12 protein-coding genes are annotated in these 15,928 nt (G+C 71.8%); 7 read left to right on the forward strand and 5 right to left on the reverse strand.

The window, feature by feature from the left end; all coding sequences use genetic code 11:
• Positions 1–20: 20 nt before the first annotated feature.
• Positions 21–1,178: an alpha/beta hydrolase gene (locus tag ACXDC7_RS09760; protein ID WP_179443734.1), complete on the forward strand. Its 1,158-nt coding sequence runs from the start codon at positions 21–23 to the stop codon at positions 1,176–1,178.
• Here ACXDC7_RS09760 and ACXDC7_RS09765 read toward each other — a convergent pair.
• The 4 genes from ACXDC7_RS09765 to mce form a co-directional block, all read right to left on the reverse strand.
• Positions 1,172–1,669, reverse strand: coding sequence for a nucleoside deaminase (locus ACXDC7_RS09765; RefSeq protein WP_459222000.1), 498 nt, complete (start codon positions 1,667–1,669; stop codon positions 1,172–1,174). The genes ACXDC7_RS09760 and ACXDC7_RS09765 overlap by 7 nt on opposite strands.
• Positions 1,670–1,708: 39 nt before the next feature.
• Positions 1,709–2,893, reverse strand: coding sequence for an AI-2E family transporter (locus ACXDC7_RS09770; RefSeq protein WP_179443732.1), 1,185 nt, complete (start codon positions 2,891–2,893; stop codon positions 1,709–1,711).
• 28 nt (positions 2,894–2,921) lie between these two features.
• The gene (locus tag ACXDC7_RS09775) at positions 2,922–4,298 is read right to left on the reverse strand and encodes a hypothetical protein (RefSeq protein WP_459222001.1); all 1,377 of its coding nucleotides are present in this window, start codon (positions 4,296–4,298) and stop codon (positions 2,922–2,924) included.
• A gap of 84 nt (positions 4,299–4,382) precedes the next feature.
• A complete protein-coding gene (mce, locus tag ACXDC7_RS09780; protein WP_218843593.1) occupies positions 4,383–4,832 on the reverse strand; it encodes a methylmalonyl-CoA epimerase in 450 nt (149 codons plus the stop codon).
• Positions 4,833–4,932: 100 nt separating this feature from the next.
• Here mce and ACXDC7_RS09785 point away from each other — a divergent pair, with 100 nt between their 5' ends.
• From ACXDC7_RS09785 to ACXDC7_RS09800, 4 genes are all read left to right on the forward strand, one after another.
• Positions 4,933–6,168 (forward strand): acetyl-CoA C-acetyltransferase, encoded by a 1,236-nt coding sequence (locus ACXDC7_RS09785; protein WP_179443729.1) that lies wholly within the window; start codon positions 4,933–4,935, stop codon positions 6,166–6,168.
• A 43-nt stretch (positions 6,169–6,211) separates the two neighbouring features.
• Positions 6,212–7,348 carry a DUF6716 putative glycosyltransferase gene (locus ACXDC7_RS09790; protein WP_459222002.1) on the forward strand — a complete coding sequence of 379 codons (1,137 nt, stop codon included), beginning with the start codon at positions 6,212–6,214 and terminating at the stop codon, positions 7,346–7,348.
• A gap of 90 nt (positions 7,349–7,438) precedes the next feature.
• Positions 7,439–9,754, forward strand: a complete 2,316-nt coding sequence (lon, locus tag ACXDC7_RS09795; protein ID WP_459222003.1) for an endopeptidase La — start codon at positions 7,439–7,441, stop codon at positions 9,752–9,754.
• Positions 9,755–9,833: 79 nt separating this feature from the next.
• A complete protein-coding gene (locus ACXDC7_RS09800) occupies positions 9,834–10,646 on the forward strand; it encodes an LLM class flavin-dependent oxidoreductase (protein WP_459222004.1) in 813 nt (270 codons plus the stop codon).
• 11 nt (positions 10,647–10,657) lie between these two features.
• Here ACXDC7_RS09800 and pgm read toward each other — a convergent pair whose 3' ends face one another.
• Positions 10,658–12,286, reverse strand: coding sequence for a phosphoglucomutase (alpha-D-glucose-1,6-bisphosphate-dependent) (gene pgm, locus ACXDC7_RS09805; protein WP_459222005.1), 1,629 nt, complete (start codon positions 12,284–12,286; stop codon positions 10,658–10,660).
• Positions 12,287–12,367: 81 nt separating this feature from the next.
• Between pgm and ACXDC7_RS09810 the strand changes: the two genes are divergently transcribed.
• Both ACXDC7_RS09810 and ACXDC7_RS09815 read left to right on the forward strand, forming a co-directional pair.
• Positions 12,368–13,300: a tetratricopeptide repeat protein gene (locus ACXDC7_RS09810; RefSeq protein ID WP_459222006.1), complete on the forward strand. Its 933-nt coding sequence runs from the start codon at positions 12,368–12,370 to the stop codon at positions 13,298–13,300.
• Complete coding sequence (locus ACXDC7_RS09815) at positions 13,300–15,927, forward strand: GNAT family N-acetyltransferase (RefSeq protein WP_459222007.1); 2,628 nt, start codon at positions 13,300–13,302, stop codon at positions 15,925–15,927. The genes ACXDC7_RS09810 and ACXDC7_RS09815 overlap by 1 nt, the downstream gene beginning before the upstream one ends.
• The last annotated feature ends 1 nt before the right edge of the window (position 15,928 follow it).

Below are 15,928 nucleotides of genomic sequence, written 5' to 3' on the forward strand. Positions count from 1 at the left end.
GACCAATAGGGTGTTGGCCCATGAAGCGTGCAGCGTTCCTCGCACTGCTCGGGCTCGCCGGTGTCGTCGGGTTGGCGCTGGTGGCACTGGCGGCCGCCGGCTGGTGGTCGATCGGGCCGCTGGCCGGTGCCGGGGTGCTGGTGTTCGGCAGCTACGGGCCGTGGGTCCTGCCGATCTCGGCGGCGGTGCTGGGCATCGGTCTGCTCGGTCGCCGCTTCGGCCGCACCGTGCTCGGCTGGTTCGTCGCCGCGCTGGCGACGGTGTCGCTGCTGGCCGGGCTGGTCGTGGTCACACCGCAGGTGGTGCTGGCGCTCAGCGAGGGCTCGGCGATCGGGCCGGCGAATGCCCTCGGCATCGAGACGGGACCGCCCGCCGAACCCGACCGCGTCGAGGTCTACGCGACGCCGGACGGCACCGAACTGCGGGCCGGCATCTGGCTCCCGCCGCGCGAGGCGCTGGATCCCGGTGCGGCGGTGCTCTGGGTGCATGGTGGAAGATTCGTCGGCGGCGGTTTCGGCGACGATGCGCGGCGGCTGCGCCGGATCGCCGATGCCGGCTACCCGGCGATCTCGATCGACTACCGGCTGTCCCCGCCGCCGCGCTGGCGCGATGCCAACGGCGATGTCGCCTGCGCGCTGGGTTGGCTGCGCGGGCGAGGCAAGGAGTTCGGGATCGACCCCGACAAGATCGTGCTCGGCGGTGCATCGGCCGGCGGGACCCTCGCCCTGAACGTCGCCTACGGGCTGGGCCTTCCTGAGGACGAGGGCGGGGTGACATCGAGCTGCGGCGATCGACCGAAGCCGCCGGCCGCCGTCCTCGCCGTCTCGCCGCCGGTCGACCTCACCCGGCCGAGCCCCAGCGGCGAGTTCCGTTATCGCGACTTTCTCGGTGGCGGGCCCGACGAGGCAGCCGAGGCCTACGCCTACGCCTCGCCGAGCACGAAGATCCGGCGCGGGCTGCCCCGGACCCTGATCGTGCAGGGCGATGCCGACCGGCTGGTCGACCCGGCCGTCAGTTCGGCCTTCGCCGAGCAGGTACGCCGCGCCCGCAACGAGGTCCGCTATGTGAGCTATCCCTTCGGTGGGCACGCCTTCGACCGCCCGGCGACGCTGGGGGAGGCGCTGACCGAGCGGGCGATCATGCGCTGGCTCCAACAGTGGTTCCCCGTGCCCTACTGAGCCGAGGTGCCCCTGTCGGGGAACCGCGCGCGGTGCAACGCCTGGAGCTCGTCCACCAGTTCCGGCGCCGGCCCGTCGACGACGGCTCCCGGCACCACGTCGAGGATCGGCAGGGCGGCCACCGGGCCGGGCGGCACGCCCCACGCGTCGAGCCAGCCCGCGAGCTGTGCCGACGACGCGGCGTACACGATCCGCCCCAGCCCCACCCAGCCGTGACCAGCCGCGCACATCGGGCAGTGTTCACCGGAGGTGTAGACGGTGGCGCCGGCACGCTCGGCCGGGGTCAGGTGCTCTGCCGCCCAGCGGGCGATCGCGAACTCCGGGTGCCGGGTGGCATCGCCGCCCCGGACCCGGTTGCGGTCGGCGAAGAGAGTTTCGCCCGAGGCCGCGACGAGGATCGAGCCGAACGGCTCGTCCCCGTCGGCCAGGGCCTGGCGAGCCAGTTCGACGCAGCGGCGCAGGTGGTCCAGGTCGTCGGGCGTGATCGGCATGGGGGCATTCTCCCGCGCCCGGTCGGGCGACGCGCCGGCTCAGCTCCGGTCGAGTCGCGGGACGAGCACCTCGCGGTAGAGCAACAGCAACACCGCGGCCACCGGGATGGCGAGGATCGCGCCGACGACGCCGTAGAGGATTCCGCCGGAGATCGCGGCGATCACGACAATGACGCCCGGCACGTCGACCGAGCGCTGGAACACGCGGGGCTGGATCACATAGGCGTCGAACTGCTGGTAGACGAGCCCGTAGATCACGCAGGCGACCCCCTGCGGGATGCTGAGGGAGAAGCCGATCAGCGCGACGATGGTCAGCGAGATCGTCGAGCCGACGAGCGGGATGAAGGCGAACAGCGCCACCACGATCGCCAGCGCCAGGGCGTACCGGCCGATCCCGGCGATGTTGAGGAAGATGAAGGCGCAGGTCGCCGCGCACAGCGACACGAAGAACATCCCGGTGAGGTAGCCGCCGACCTGGCGCATCATCTTGTCGGCCAGGTAGCGAGCCCGTGGCCGCCGCGACGCCGGCGCGAGTTGGTAGATGGCGCGTTTGATGCTCGGCAGCGAGATCAGGAAGTACAGGGTCAGCACGATCGTCACCACCAGCGAGAAGACCGTGTTGGCGACGGCCACGCCGGCCCCGAGGAGACCACCGAAGGCCTGGTTGGCCCACTGTCCGGACCCGATGAAGTCCGAGAGCCGCTGGCTGATCTGGTAGTCGTGGTCGAGTGCCGCGATTCGCGGATTGGTGAGCAACCGATCGAGGACGGCGGGCATCGCCGCCGACAGCGAATTCACCTGGTCGATCACGATCGGGATGATCGCCCACAGCGCGAGTGCCACCAGCCCGAGCCCGATCACCGCGACGCCGAGCACACCGATACCGCGCCGCAACCCGCGCCGGGTCAGGAACTCCACCAACGGGTTCAGGCCGAGCGCGATGAACAGCGACAACACCACGAGCATGATCACCGACTGGAGCCGGATGACCATCAGGCCGACGCCGAGCGCGGCCAGCACACCGAGCGTGCCGAGAAAGCCGACCGCGAACGGCGACATCTGCGCGAGCCCGCTGCGGATCGGCCCCGATGGTGCCGGCGGCGGAGCCTCGCCCGGGTCGGTATCGCCGGGTACGCCCTCGCCTGCCGGCGGGTCAGTGGGTTGGTTGGTCGTCAGGCCGCGCAGTCGTCCCAACAATCCGCGGCGGGCGGGGTCGGCGCTCACCGGCTGTCGCTCCCTGCTCGGGTGGGGTTCACTGCTTGGTGGCGGCCTTTCCGGGCGTGTCCTCGCCCGGGGTCAGCTTGCGGGTGCTGACCTCGGTCGCGGTCGGCTCGTCGTCCTCGGCCGGCCCGGTGGGATTGGCCGGCTCGGTGGGATTGGCCGGCCCGGTGGGATCGGCCGGCGCGGCGGGCTTGTTCCCGGCCGGCCCGGCGGCGGGCTGCTGCGGCGAGCGGGTCGCCTGGGCCGCGGGCTTGTTCCCGGCCGGCTCGGCGGCGGGCTTGTTCCCGGCGGGCTTGGTCTTCGGCTGCGCGGCCGGGGGCTCGGCAGCCAGCGTCGCCGACTTGCTCTCCAGCTCAGCACCGAAGTCGCCGACGGTCATGTCGGGAAACTCCTCCGCGGTCTGGGTGGCCAGGGCCGACAGGCTGGTGAGCTGGGCCAGGATCGACTGCTTGCGCTGGTTCAGCATGGCGGTCTCGCGGGCCAACTGCTCCTTGCGCCAGGCGAACTGCTCCTCGGCGCGCCTGGTCATCGCCTCGGCCTGCTTGCGGGCATTGGCGATCTGCTCCTCGGTCTCGCGCGCCGCGAGCACCTTGACCCGCTCGGCCTCCTTGATCGCCTCGCCGCGGATGCGGTTGGCCTCGGCCGCCTGCTTGGCGAGGACATCGTTGGACTCCGCGTGCTGCTGCTTGGCCTCGGCCAGCAGCTTGGTGGTCTCCGTGCTGACCTTCTCGTGCTCGCTACGCACGGACCCGAGCATCTCCTCGCGCTTGCGGGCGGCCTCGGCGGTCGCCTCCGCGGCCTGGCGCTTGGCGCCTTCCAGGGTCTGCTCGGCGCTCAGCCGGGCCTGCTCGACCCGCGCGGCGGCCTGGCGCTCGGCCTCGGCGACGATCGTCTGGGCGCGCCGCTCGGCCGCCTGCACGACATTGGCCGCCTCGGCCTGGGCCATCTCGACGTGCTGGGTGGCCTGCCGGTCGAGGTTGTCGCGCAGTTGTCGCAGGTCGCCCAGCGCCGCGGCCTTGGTGTCCTCGGCCTCGCGCGCGCCGGCCGTGCGCAGCTCATCGCCCGCGCGCCGCGCCTCCTCCTTGATCCGCTCGGCCTCCAGCGCGGCCCGGTCGGTCAGCTCGCGGGCCTGTACCTGGGCAACGCGCAGGATCTCCGTGGCGTGATTGCCCAGATGCTCGAAGTCGCCCTCGGCCGGCACGATCGGTTGCGTCGGCTCCGCGGCGCTCAGGTCCGCATTCTGCTGTTCGAGGTCGCGGATGTAGTCGCGGGCCTGGGCCAGGCGTTCCTCCAGGGAGAGCACGTACTCATCGACCGCGTTGCGGTCATATCCCCGCAGTGAGGTGGGGAAGTTGCCGGCCGCGCTGGCCTTGTCATCGAAAAGATTGAGTCCGGTCATCTCGGTCACGGTGGTGCTCCTGGTAGCTGAGTCGTGCGAGGCTCGGTGAACGGCGCCTGGTACCACGCTAGCGTGCCCGGTGGCAACGAGCCCTCAGCCGCTGGTCGGAGCCGGCTCGACGAGCTCGAGCAAGATTCCTGCGGTGTCCTTGGGGTGCACGAAGTTGATCCGGGAGCCGCCCGTGCCGCGCCGCGGTTCGTCGTAGAGCAGGCGCAGGCCGCGCTCGCGCAACGTCTGCGAGACCGCGGCGACGTCGCGGACCCGGTAGGCGACCTGCTGGATGCCGGGACCCGAACGATCGAGGAACCGACCGATCGCAGAATCCGGCCGGAGCGGGGCGAGCAACTGCACCTGGGCGCCGGAGCCGTCGCCCGCGGCGAGCATGGCCTCGGCCACGCCCTGCTCCTCGTTGGTCTCGCGGTGCACCTCGCGCCAGCCCAGCACCTCGGTGTGGAAGCGCACCGCCTCGGCGAGGTCGGGGACGGCGTACCCGACATGGTCGATCCCCTCGAACAGCTCATCCCCCTCGAACAGCTCATTCATGCGGCCAAGCATGCCGCGCCCGGGGCGCCGTCGCGCGGGTAGGGTGGGCCCGACATCGGCCGCCGCGACGGGCGGCGTTCGGGACAGGGAGGTGCCGGGAATGGCTTCGCAGGGCACACAGGCGCGAGATGACCGCCGGGGCGGCGGGTCCTACATCGTGGGCGGGGCGCGTACCCCGTTCGGCAAGCTGCTCGGCGGCCTGGCGAGTCTGTCGGCGACCGACCTCGGCGGTCTGGCGATTGCCGGCGCGCTCGAACGCTCCGGCGTGGATCCCGGCGAGATCGACTACGTGATCATGGGACAGGTGCTGCCCGCCGGGGCAGGTCAGTTGCCCGCCCGACAGGCGGCGGTGAAGGCCGGCATCGCGATGGACGTCCCGGCGATGACGATCAACAAGGTGTGTCTGTCGGGGCTCACTGCGGTGGCGATGGCCGACCAGTTGATCCGGGCCGGCGAGGCCGAGGTGGTCGTCGCCGGCGGGATGGAGTCGATGACCGCGGCACCACATCTGCTCACGGGATCGCGGGCCGGATACAAGTACGGCGAGGTGACCGCGGCCGATCACATGGCCCTGGACGCGCTGACCGATGTCTACACCGACCAGTCGATGGGCGCGCTGACCGAGCAGTACAACAAGGGTGACGTCGAGGTCAGCCGCGCCGACGGCGATGCGTTCGCCGCCCGGTCCCACCAGCGTGCGGCCGCGAGCGCGGGCGTGCTGGCCGAGGAGATCGTCGAGGTACGCATCCCGCAGCGCAAGGGCGATCCCGTGGTGATCGCCGCCGACGAGGGGGTACGCGGCGACGCGACCGCGGAGGGCCTGGGCAAGCTCCGCCCCGCGTTCGCCCCGGACGGGACCATCACCGCCGGCTCGTCCAGCCCGATCTCCGACGGCGCGGCCGCGGTGATCGTCGCCAGCCCCGAGGCGGCCCGGCGGCTCGGTCTGACCCCGATCGCACGGATCGGCGGGTACGGCCAGGTCGCGGGACCGGACTCCTCGCTGCAGTTGCAGCCGGCGAACGCGATCCGGCGGGCGGCCGAACGGGACGGCATCGACGTCGCCGACCTCGACGTGATCGAGATCAACGAGGCCTTTGCCGCCGTCGGGGTGGCCAGTGCCCGGTCGCTCGGGCTGGACGAGCAGGCCATCGACGACAAGATCAACATCCACGGCGGCGCGATCGCCCTCGGCCATCCGGTCGGCGCCTCGGGCGCGCGCCTGGTGCTCACGCTCGCCACCGAACTCGATCGCCGGGGTTCCGGGGCGGGCGCCGCGGCGCTGTGTGGCGGTGGCGGACAGGGCGATGCCCTGATCCTGCACGCCGTGGGTGACTGACGAACGCCGCCGCCGCGACCGCCCGGCGGATTAGGCTGACCGTGTGATCAGGGTCCTCGCCGTCGCGGATTCGGACCCGAACCTCGAGTGGGGGGAGGGTCTGCTGGGCGGCGCCCGGGACCGGATCGATCACTATTCGGTCGTGCTGCGCGGTCCGGATCCGCCGACCAGGGCACAGATCCGGTCGGCAGCGGGCCGCGTGGTGCCCGTGGTCGGCGCCCACCGGCTGTTGGCGCTGGTCGGGGAACTGGAGCCGGACGCCGTGCTGCTGGCCTGCAGCAGCGGCGTCGTCGGCGCCCTGCTGGACTATCCGGCCCTGCGCGGTCCCGCGCGGCCGGTGCTGATCGCGGGCACGCCGGGCATCGCGTACCCGGTCGGTCCGACGAAGCTGCGCGCGATGGCCGGGATCGACCTGCTGATCGTGCACAGCCGGACGGAGCGGGCGGCGTACCGACGGTTGCTGGTGGACGACACCGAGTTCGCCGACCAGGCGACCCAGATCGGGCTCGCCACGCTGCCTGCGCTGGCCGGGGCCGAGGTCCGGCGCGGGCGCCAGGCACTGGTCGTGTTCGCGGCGCAGGACGCGGTCCCCGCGACGGCACGGCAGCGCCGAGCGATCCTGGATGCGCTGGCCGCGGTGCCGCCGGAGTACATGCCGGTGATCCAGGCCGGGATCCCCGGACGGCGGCGCGGCTCGGGCGCACCGGCGGCCTATGCCGACCTGGAGCCGCATCCGCGGATCGAGTTCCGCCACGGTGGGGCGGCGGAGACGCTCGACCATGCCGCGGGTTGCGCGACGATCTCGGGGACGGTGGCCCTGCAGGCTCTCGCGCGGGGCATACCGGTGCTGGCCCTCGACGACTTCGGGATCGGCCCGGCGCTCGGCAACGAGGTGTTCGAGGACTCGGGCCTGTTCGGCGGCCTCGGGGACCTGCGGGAGGCGAGATTCCGGTCGCCGGTGCGGGACTGGCTGCTCGCGAACTACTTCCAGCCGGCGGCCGAGGCCGACTGGCTGGCCCGGCTGGACGGGCTCGTGGCGCGCCGCAATTCCGGGGCGCTGGGGGCGGCGACGCCGGGGCAGGTGGCCCCGCGGGCCCGGGTGGCGCGGCAACTACGGCTGCGGCTGCCGGGCATCAGCAGGTACGCCGATGCCGCGCGCGGCCGGCGCCCGGCGAACTGAATCTCCGGCGGTGTTCGCTGTGGGCGATCAGGGGAAGAATCGCCCGAGCCCGGGGGTTGAGTCGGTGACACTCAATTCCTGGAGGACGACGTGCAACTTCCCATTCTCTTCCTCGGCGAGTTGGTGGTACTGCCCGGCATGGTGGTGCCGATCGAGCTCGACGAGTCATCCCGGTCCGCGGTCGACACGGCGCGGGCCAGCAGCGACGGCCGGCTGGTCGTCGCCCCCCGCCTGTCCGATCGGTACGCCAGCTACGGCGTGATCGCCGAGATCGTCCAGGAGGGCCGCCTCGCCAGCGGCGAGCCTGCCGCCGTGCTGCGCGCCGGGCGTCGGGTGAAGATCGGCTCCGGCGTCGCCGGTCCCGGCACTGCGTTGTGGGTCGAGACCGACGACGTCGACACCGGCACCGTCGATGACGGCGTTCGCGAGCTGGCCAAGGAGTACAAGTCGCTGGTCATCGCCACCCTGCAGCGCCGCGACGCCTGGCAGGTGATCGACAACGTGCAGAAGATCACCGATCCCGATCAGCTTGCCGACCTCGCCGGCTATGCCAGTTGGCTGTCCGATGACCGCAAGCGCGAACTGCTGGAGACCCCGGAGGTCGCCGAGCGGTTGCGGCTGCTGACCGAGTGGACCCGCGACCACATCGCCGAGACCGAGGTCAACGACAAGATCGCCGGCGATGTGCGCGAGGGGATGGAGAAGTCCCAGCGCGAGTTCCTGCTGCGCCAGCAACTGAACGCGATCCGCAAGGAACTGGGCGAGGACGAGCCAGACGGCGCCGACGACTACCGCTCGCGGGTGGAGGCGGCCGACCTGCCCGAGCAGGTGCGCGAGGCCGCCCTGCGCGAGGTCGGCAAGCTCGAACGCAGCTCCGACTCCACCCCGGAGGCTGGCTGGATCCGGACCTGGCTGGACACGGTCCTCGACCTGCCGTGGAACACCACGACGACCGACAACACCGACATCGCCGCCGCGCGGCAGGTGCTGGACGCCGATCACCACGGGCTGGAGGATGTGAAGGACCGGATGATCGAGTACCTGGCGGTCCGCTCCCGGCGCGCCGAGCGCGGGATGCACGTGGTCGGCGGCCGCGGCTCGGGAGCTGTGCTGGCGCTGGCCGGCCCGCCCGGTGTCGGCAAGACCTCGCTGGGGGAGTCCGTCGCCCGCGCGTTGGGCCGCAAGTTCGTCCGGGTCGCCCTCGGCGGCGTGCGCGACGAGGCCGAGATCCGCGGGCACCGGCGTACTTATGTCGGGGCACTGCCGGGCCGGATCGTCCGGGCGATCGGCGAGGCCGGTTCGATGAATCCGGTCGTGCTGTTGGACGAGATCGACAAGGTGGGCTCGGACTACCGCGGCGACCCGTCCTCGGCGCTGCTCGAGGTCCTCGATCCGGCGCAGAACCACACCTTCCGTGATCACTACCTCGAGGTCGATCTCGACCTGTCCGATGTGTTGTTCCTGGCCACCGCGAACGTGATCGAGAACATCCCGGGCCCGTTGCTGGACCGGATGGAACTGGTCACCATCGACGGCTACACCGAGGACGACAAGATCAACATCGCCCGGGACTTCCTGTTGCCGAAGCAGCGCGAGCTGGCGGCGCTGGATGCCGACGAGGTGGAGATCACCGACGCCGCGCTGCGGGAGATCGCGGCGAACTACACCCGCGAGCCGGGCGTGCGGCAACTGGAACGACTGCTGGCCAAGGGATTGCGAAAGGTCGCGACCCGGTTGGCGCAGGGTGTCGACGGCAAGGTGATCATCGACGAGCCGAACCTGACCGAGTTCCTCGGCCGGCCGCGATTCACCCCGGAGGCGCACGAGCGGACATCGGTGCCGGGCGTCGCGACGGGGCTCGCGGTGACCGGGCTCGGCGGCGACGTGCTCTTCGTCGAGGCGAATGCCGTCGACGGTGAGCGAGGGCTCACGCTGACCGGCCAACTGGGTGAGGTGATGAAGGAGTCCGCGCACATCGCGCTCTCCTACGTGCGTGCCCACGCCGAGCAGCTCGGGATCGCCGATCCGAGCGTGCTCGACCGGCGGATCCACGTCCACGTGCCCGCGGGCGCGATCCCGAAGGACGGGCCGAGCGCGGGCGTCACCATGGTCACCGCGCTGACCTCGATGGCCACCGGGCGTCCCGTCCGCGGCGATGTCGGGATGACCGGCGAGGTCACCCTGAACGGCCGGGTGTTGCCGATCGGCGGGGTGAAGCAGAAGCTGCTTGCCGCCCAGCGCGCGGGCCTGAGCACGGTCTTCGTGCCGCAGCGCAACGAACCGGATCTCGACGAGGTCCCGGCCGAGGTGCTCGAGGCCCTGACGGTGGTGCCGAGCACGGATGTCGCCGCCCTGGTCGAGGCCGCGCTGGAACCCGCCGATCGGGCGGCGAGCGTCGCCGCCTGACCGACCACCCGGCCCGCACCGGATGCCCGGTCCGACCGCACCCCGTGTGGGTGTCGGTGGGACCGGGCATGCTGGCGCCATGACCGATGTGCATGCCGATGCCGGCGCCGCCCCGCGACTGGGCCTGACCTTCGTGCCATGGGATCGCCCGCCCGAGGACCTGCCGGCGTTCGCCCGCCTGGTGGAGGACTCGGGCCTGGACACGCTGTGGCTGTGGGAGGACTGCTTCGCCCAGAGCGGGCTGGCCTGCGCGGCGACCGCGCTCGCGGGGACGTCGCGGATCCGGGTCGGGGTGGCGCTGCTGCCCACGCCCCTGCGCAATGTCGCGCTGACCGCGATGGAGCTCGCGACGCTGGCGCGGCTGTATCCGGGCCGACTGCTTCCCGGCATCGGGCACGGCGTGCAGGACTGGATGGCCCAGGCGGGGGCGAAGGTCGCGTCGCCGATGACGTTGTTGCGGGAGTACGCCGTGGCGCTGCGCGCCCTGCTGGCGGGCGAGGAGGTCACCGTGTCGGGCCGGTACGTGAAGCTGGACCGGGTGCGGCTGCGCTACCCGCCGACCGAGCCGCTGCCGCTGCTGATGGGCGGATTCGGGGAGAGGACGCTGCGGTTGTCGGCCGAACTCGCCGACGGGGTGTTGCTGGCGCGCGGTGGCGCCGAGGCCGTGGGGCGGATGCGCGGCGTGCTCGACGAGACCGGTTCGCGTGCCGGCATCGTGCTCGGGATCGGGCCCGAGGAGGGCGCGAACATCCCCGGCGCCGCGGAGGCGATCACCGCCGCCGCGCGCGCCGGGGCCACCGACATCACCGTCGAGCCGGCCCCTGACGAGCCCGACCTGCCGGGGCTGATCGAGGCGATCCGCGCGACGCGCCAGACACCCCCGCGGGCCTGACGCCGGTTGACTCAGCCGGCGAGTACGCCGTCGACCAGGCTCTGGGCCTGCTCTTGCACCTCGCGAAGATGATCTTCGCCGCGCATCGATTCGGCATAGATCTTGTACTTGTCCTCCGTGCCCGAGGGGCGCGCGGCGAACCACGCATTCTCGGTGGTGACCTTGATCCCGCCGATCGGCGCATCGTTACCGGGCGCGCGGGTGAGCACGGCCGTGATCGGCTCGCCGGCCAGCTCGCTCGCGGAGACGTCATCGGGGGACAGGGCCGCGAGCCGCGCCTTCTGTTCGCGACCCGCGGTGGCATCGGTGCGCGCGTAGGCCGGCGTACCGAAGCGCTCGGTGAGGCCGGCATAGAGCTGGCTCGGTGTCTGCCCGGTGACGGCGGTGATCTCGGAGGCGAGCAGGCACAACAAGATGCCGTCCTTGTCGGTGGTCCAGGTGGCGCCGTCGCGGGTCAGGAACGACGCACCGGCGGACTCCTCGCCGCCGAAGCCCAGCTCACCGGTGCTCAGCCCCGGCACGAACCACTTGAAGCCGACCGGCACCTCCACCAGCCGGCGACCGAGGTCGGCGACGACCCGGTCGATCATGGACGACGAGACCAGCGTCTTGCCGACCCCGGCGCCCGCCGCCCAGCCGGGACGATTGGCGTACAGATAGCCGATGGCCACCGCGAGGTAGGCATTCGGGTTCATCAGGCCCGCATCGGGGGTGACGATGCCGTGCCGATCGGCATCGGCGTCGTTGCCGGTCGCGAGGTCGTAGGCATCGCGACTCGCCAGCAGCGAGGCCATCGCGTCCGGCGAGGACGGGTCCATCCTGATCTTGCCGTCGGAGTCCAGCGTCATGAACGACCACGTCGGGTCGACCGAGTCGTTGGTCACCGTCAGGTCGATGCCGAGCCGCTCGGCGATCGCCTGCCAGTACTGCACGCTCGCCCCGCCCATCGGGTCGGCCCCGATCCGCAGCCCGGACCCGCGGATCGCATCGAGATCGATCGCGGAGTCAAGATCATCGAGATAGCGGCCGAGATAGTCGAAGCGCTCCACCTGCCGCGCCGCCTCGGCGTAGGCGATCCGGCGGATGCCGCTCGGATCGCGCAGCAGTTCGTTCGCGCGCGCCGCGATCGCGGACGTGGCATCGGTGTCGGCCGGACCGCCGTGCGGCGGGTTGTACTTGAACCCGCCGTCGCGCGGCGGATTGTGCGAGGGGGTGACGACGATTCCGTCCGCCCGCGCCCCGGATCCCGAGTTGTGCACCACGATCGCCCGGGACAGCGCAGGCGTGGGGGTGTAGTCGCCCTCGCCCTCGGCCAGCACGGGCACGCCGTTGGCGATCAGCACCTCGGTGGCGGTCTGCCAGGCGGGCAGCGACAGCGCGTGGGTGTCCTTGCCCAGGTAGATCGGCCCGTCGATGCCCTGGCTTGCGCGGTACTCGACGATCGCCTGCGTCGTCGCCGCGATGTGCGCGTCGTTGAAGGCCCCGTCGAGGCTGGAGCCGCGGTGCCCGGACGTCCCGAAGACCACCTGCTGGTCGGGGTTGTCCGGATCGGGAGCGACGTCGTGGTACGCCGCGAGCACCGCGTCGACATCGATCAGGTCGCTGCTCTGCGCCGGCTGGCCGGCCCGCTCGTGTGCCATGCCCCCATCCTGCCGCACGGCCGCGTGCCGGGAGGCGTCCGGTACGCCGCACCGGCCGACCCGCCTGCCAGAATGGGCGCCATGACGTCTTCCAGCTTCAGCGGTGCAATGGACCTGTCGGCGCTCAAGGCCAAGGCGCAGGCGGGTGCGCAGGGCGGCGGCGCGCCCGGCGGCGCCGGTAACTACGTCGTCGAGATCAGCCAGGCCAACCTGCAGCAGGTCCTCGGTGAGTCGGTCAAGTACCCGGTGATCGTGGAGTTCTGGTCGCCCCGCGCCCAGGGCGCCGACGAACTGAGCGCCACCCTGAGCGGGCTGGCCAGTTCCTCCGGCGGCCGCTTCCTGCTCGGCCGGATCGACGTGGACGCCCAGCCCGAGATCGCCCAGGCGCTCGGCGTACAGAGCGTTCCCACCGTTCTCGCGCTGCTCGGCGGCCAGGTCGCCCCCCTCTTCCAGGGCACCCAGCCGCCCGAGCAGGTCCGCGCGATCGTCGACCAGGTGCTGCAGGCCGCCGTCGCGAACGGCATCGTCGGCACCGCGCCGAGCCAGGGCGGCGCGCCCGCCGGTGCCGCCGGCGAGGACGCTCCCGAGCCGCCCGCCGACCCGCGCTTCGAGGCCGCGGACGCGGCGCTGGCCGAGGGCGACTTCGCGAAGGCGGAGGCCGAGTTCGACAAGATCCTCGCCGAGACGCCGAACGACGCCGAGGCGAAGGCGGGCAAGGCGCAGGTCGGCCTGCTCGCCCGCACGAGCGGGGTGAACAACGACCCCAAGGTGGCGATCGCGCGCGCCGATGTCGAGCCCGACGATGTCGAGGCCCAGCTCGCCGCCGCCGACTTCGAACTGGTTGGCGGCGACCCGGGCAAGGCCTTCGACCGCCTGATCGGGCTGGTCCGGCGTACCGCCGGCGATGATCGGGAGAAGGTACGCCGCCGCGTGCTGGAGCTGTTCGAGACCGTCGACCCGGCCGATTCCGCCGTGCTGAAGGCACGCCGCGACCTGATGACCGCGCTCTTCTGATGGCGGCGGTGGACCCGGCGGTCGCCGGGCGGTCGGTGCGCCCGGCGCGGGACGCGGACTCGGCGGCGCTGATCGACCTGATCGAGAAGATCTGGGCCGAGTACCCAGGCATCGTGCTAGACGTCGACGGCGAGGAGCCTTGGTTGCGCGCGCCGGCGCAGGCGTACGCGACGACCGGCGGCGAGCTCTTCGTCGCCGAGGACGCCGGCGTACCCGTCGCCACGATCGCCTGGCGCCCGGCGGGGGACGGGGTCGCGGAGCTGAAGTCGCTCTACGTCGCCGCGGCCGGACGGCGCGGCGGGCTGGGCTCCGGGCTCGTCCGGTTCATCGAGGACCGCGCGCGCCGCGCGGGCGCCGAGCGGATGATCTTGTGGACCGACACGCGGTTCGCCGATGCCCACCGGCTGTACGAGCGACTCGGCTATCGGGCGACGGGCCGCGAGCGCGAGCTCGGCGACCGGTCGCAGACCGAGGAATACGAGTACGAGAAGCCGTTGCGGGCACCGCTCACCGACAGGCGCCCCGCCGAGCGCCGCAACCACGGCGATGTCTTCGTCGACGACTACGAGTGGCTGCGCGATCGGGAAAACCCCGAGGTGATCGCGCACCTACGGGCCGAGAACGCCTATGCCGAGGCGGTCACCGCCGACCAGGCGTCGCTGCGCCGGGCGATCTTCGACGAGATCAGGTCCCGGACGGAGGAGACCGATCTGTCGGTGCCCTGGCGGCGCGGCGAGTGGTGGTACTACCGGCGTACCGTCGAGGGCAGCCAGTACGCCCTGCACTGCCGGGTCCCCGCGCGCGGCGACGATTGGACGCCGCCGGTGATCGACCCCGCCGCGCCGCCGGCGGACGAGATGATCATGCTCGACGAGAACGCCGAGGCCGACGGGCACGCGTTCTTCTCGCTCGGCGCGAGCGCGGTCAGCGACGACGGGAAGCTGTTGGCGTACGCGGTCGATGTGACCGGGAACGAGAAGTTCACGCTGCGCTTCCGCGATCTTGCCACCGGAAATGATCTTGCCGATACGATCCCGGAGACGTTCTACGGCACGGTGTGGGCACCGGACTCGGCGTCGGTGACCTACCTCGTGGTGGACGAGACCTGGCGCCCGCACGAGGTACGCCGGCACGTGCTCGGCAGCGACCCGGCGCAGGATCGGGTGATCTTCCGCGAGGACGACCCCACGCTGTGGACCGCAATCGACCGGTCCGCCGACCACCGCACCCTGATCATCTCGGCCGGCAACTCCGAGGTGAGCGAGACCCGGCTGATCGACTTCGCCGAGCTCGACGCGTCCGACCGGGTCGAGCCGCGGGTGGTGTTGCCGCGGGCGGCCGGGGCGCTGTACGCGGTGGAGCCGCTCGACCTCGACGGCCGCCGGGAGTTGTTGATCACGCACAACCGGGACGGCGCGGAGAACTCGATGGTCTCGCTGCTGGCGGTCGATGAGTTGCCGCTGCCGCTCGCCGAGCAGCACTGGCGCACAGTCGTCCCGCACCGCGACGACGTCCGGATCGCCGTCGCCTTCCCGGCGGCCGGCCAGTTGTGCGTCGGCCTGCGCCGCGACGCGATCCCGACGGTCGCCTTCGCGCCGCTGGACGGCCTGGCCGGCGACGCGTCCGTCGAGCTCTCCTCGCCGGATTTCGGCGAGCAGCTGTACTCCTGTGATGTGGTGCGCGCCAGCCTGGAGGCGCCGGTCGTGCGGCTCGGCTATGAGTCCTTCGTCACCCCGGGGAGGGTCTACGACTACGACCCTGCCGGCGGCGAACTCCTGCTGCGCAAGGAGATTCCGGTACGCGGTGGCTACCGCGCCGAGGACTATCTGGCCGAGCGGGTCTGGGCCAGGGCCGAGGACGGCACCGCGATCCCGGTCACGCTGGTACGGCGGCGCGACCTCGACCCGGGCATCCCGCAGCCGACGATCGTCTACGGGTACGGCAGCTACGAGATCTCGATGGATCCGGACTTCCGGATCCCGCGGCTCAGCCTGCTCGACCGCGGGGTGCTGTATGCCATCGCGCACGTTCGCGGCGGCGGCGAGCTCGGTCGCCGCTGGTACACCGACGGCAAGAAGCAACACAAGATCAACTCGTTCACCGACTTCGTCGCGGTGACCCGGCATCTTGTCGAGTCCGGGAGGTCGGATCCCGATCGGATCGGGGCGATGGGCGGGTCGGCTGGTGGCCTACTGATGGGGGCCGTGGCGAATCTCGCGCCGGAGCTCTATCGGGTGATCGTCGCGCAGGTGCCGTTTGTCGACGCCCTCACCTCGATCCTCGATCCCGAGCTGCCACTCTCCGCCCTGGAGTGGGAGGAGTGGGGCAACCCGATCACCGATGCCGAGGCGTACAAAACGATCAAGGCCTACACGCCGTACGAGAACATCCGGCCCGCGGCGTACCCGCGAATCGCGGCGGTGACCAGCCTGGACGACACCCGGGTGCTCTATGTCGAGCCGGCCAAGTGGGTGGCGCGACTCCGCGAGGTCACGACCGGGGACGAGCCGATCGTCTTCAAGATCGAGATGGACGGCGGTCATGGGGGCGGTTCCGGGCGCTACAAGGGCTGGGAGGACATCGCCTGGGACTACGCGTTCCTGCTGGACGGTCTCGGGATTCGCTGAT

Source organism: Naumannella huperziae (assembly GCF_054073625.1).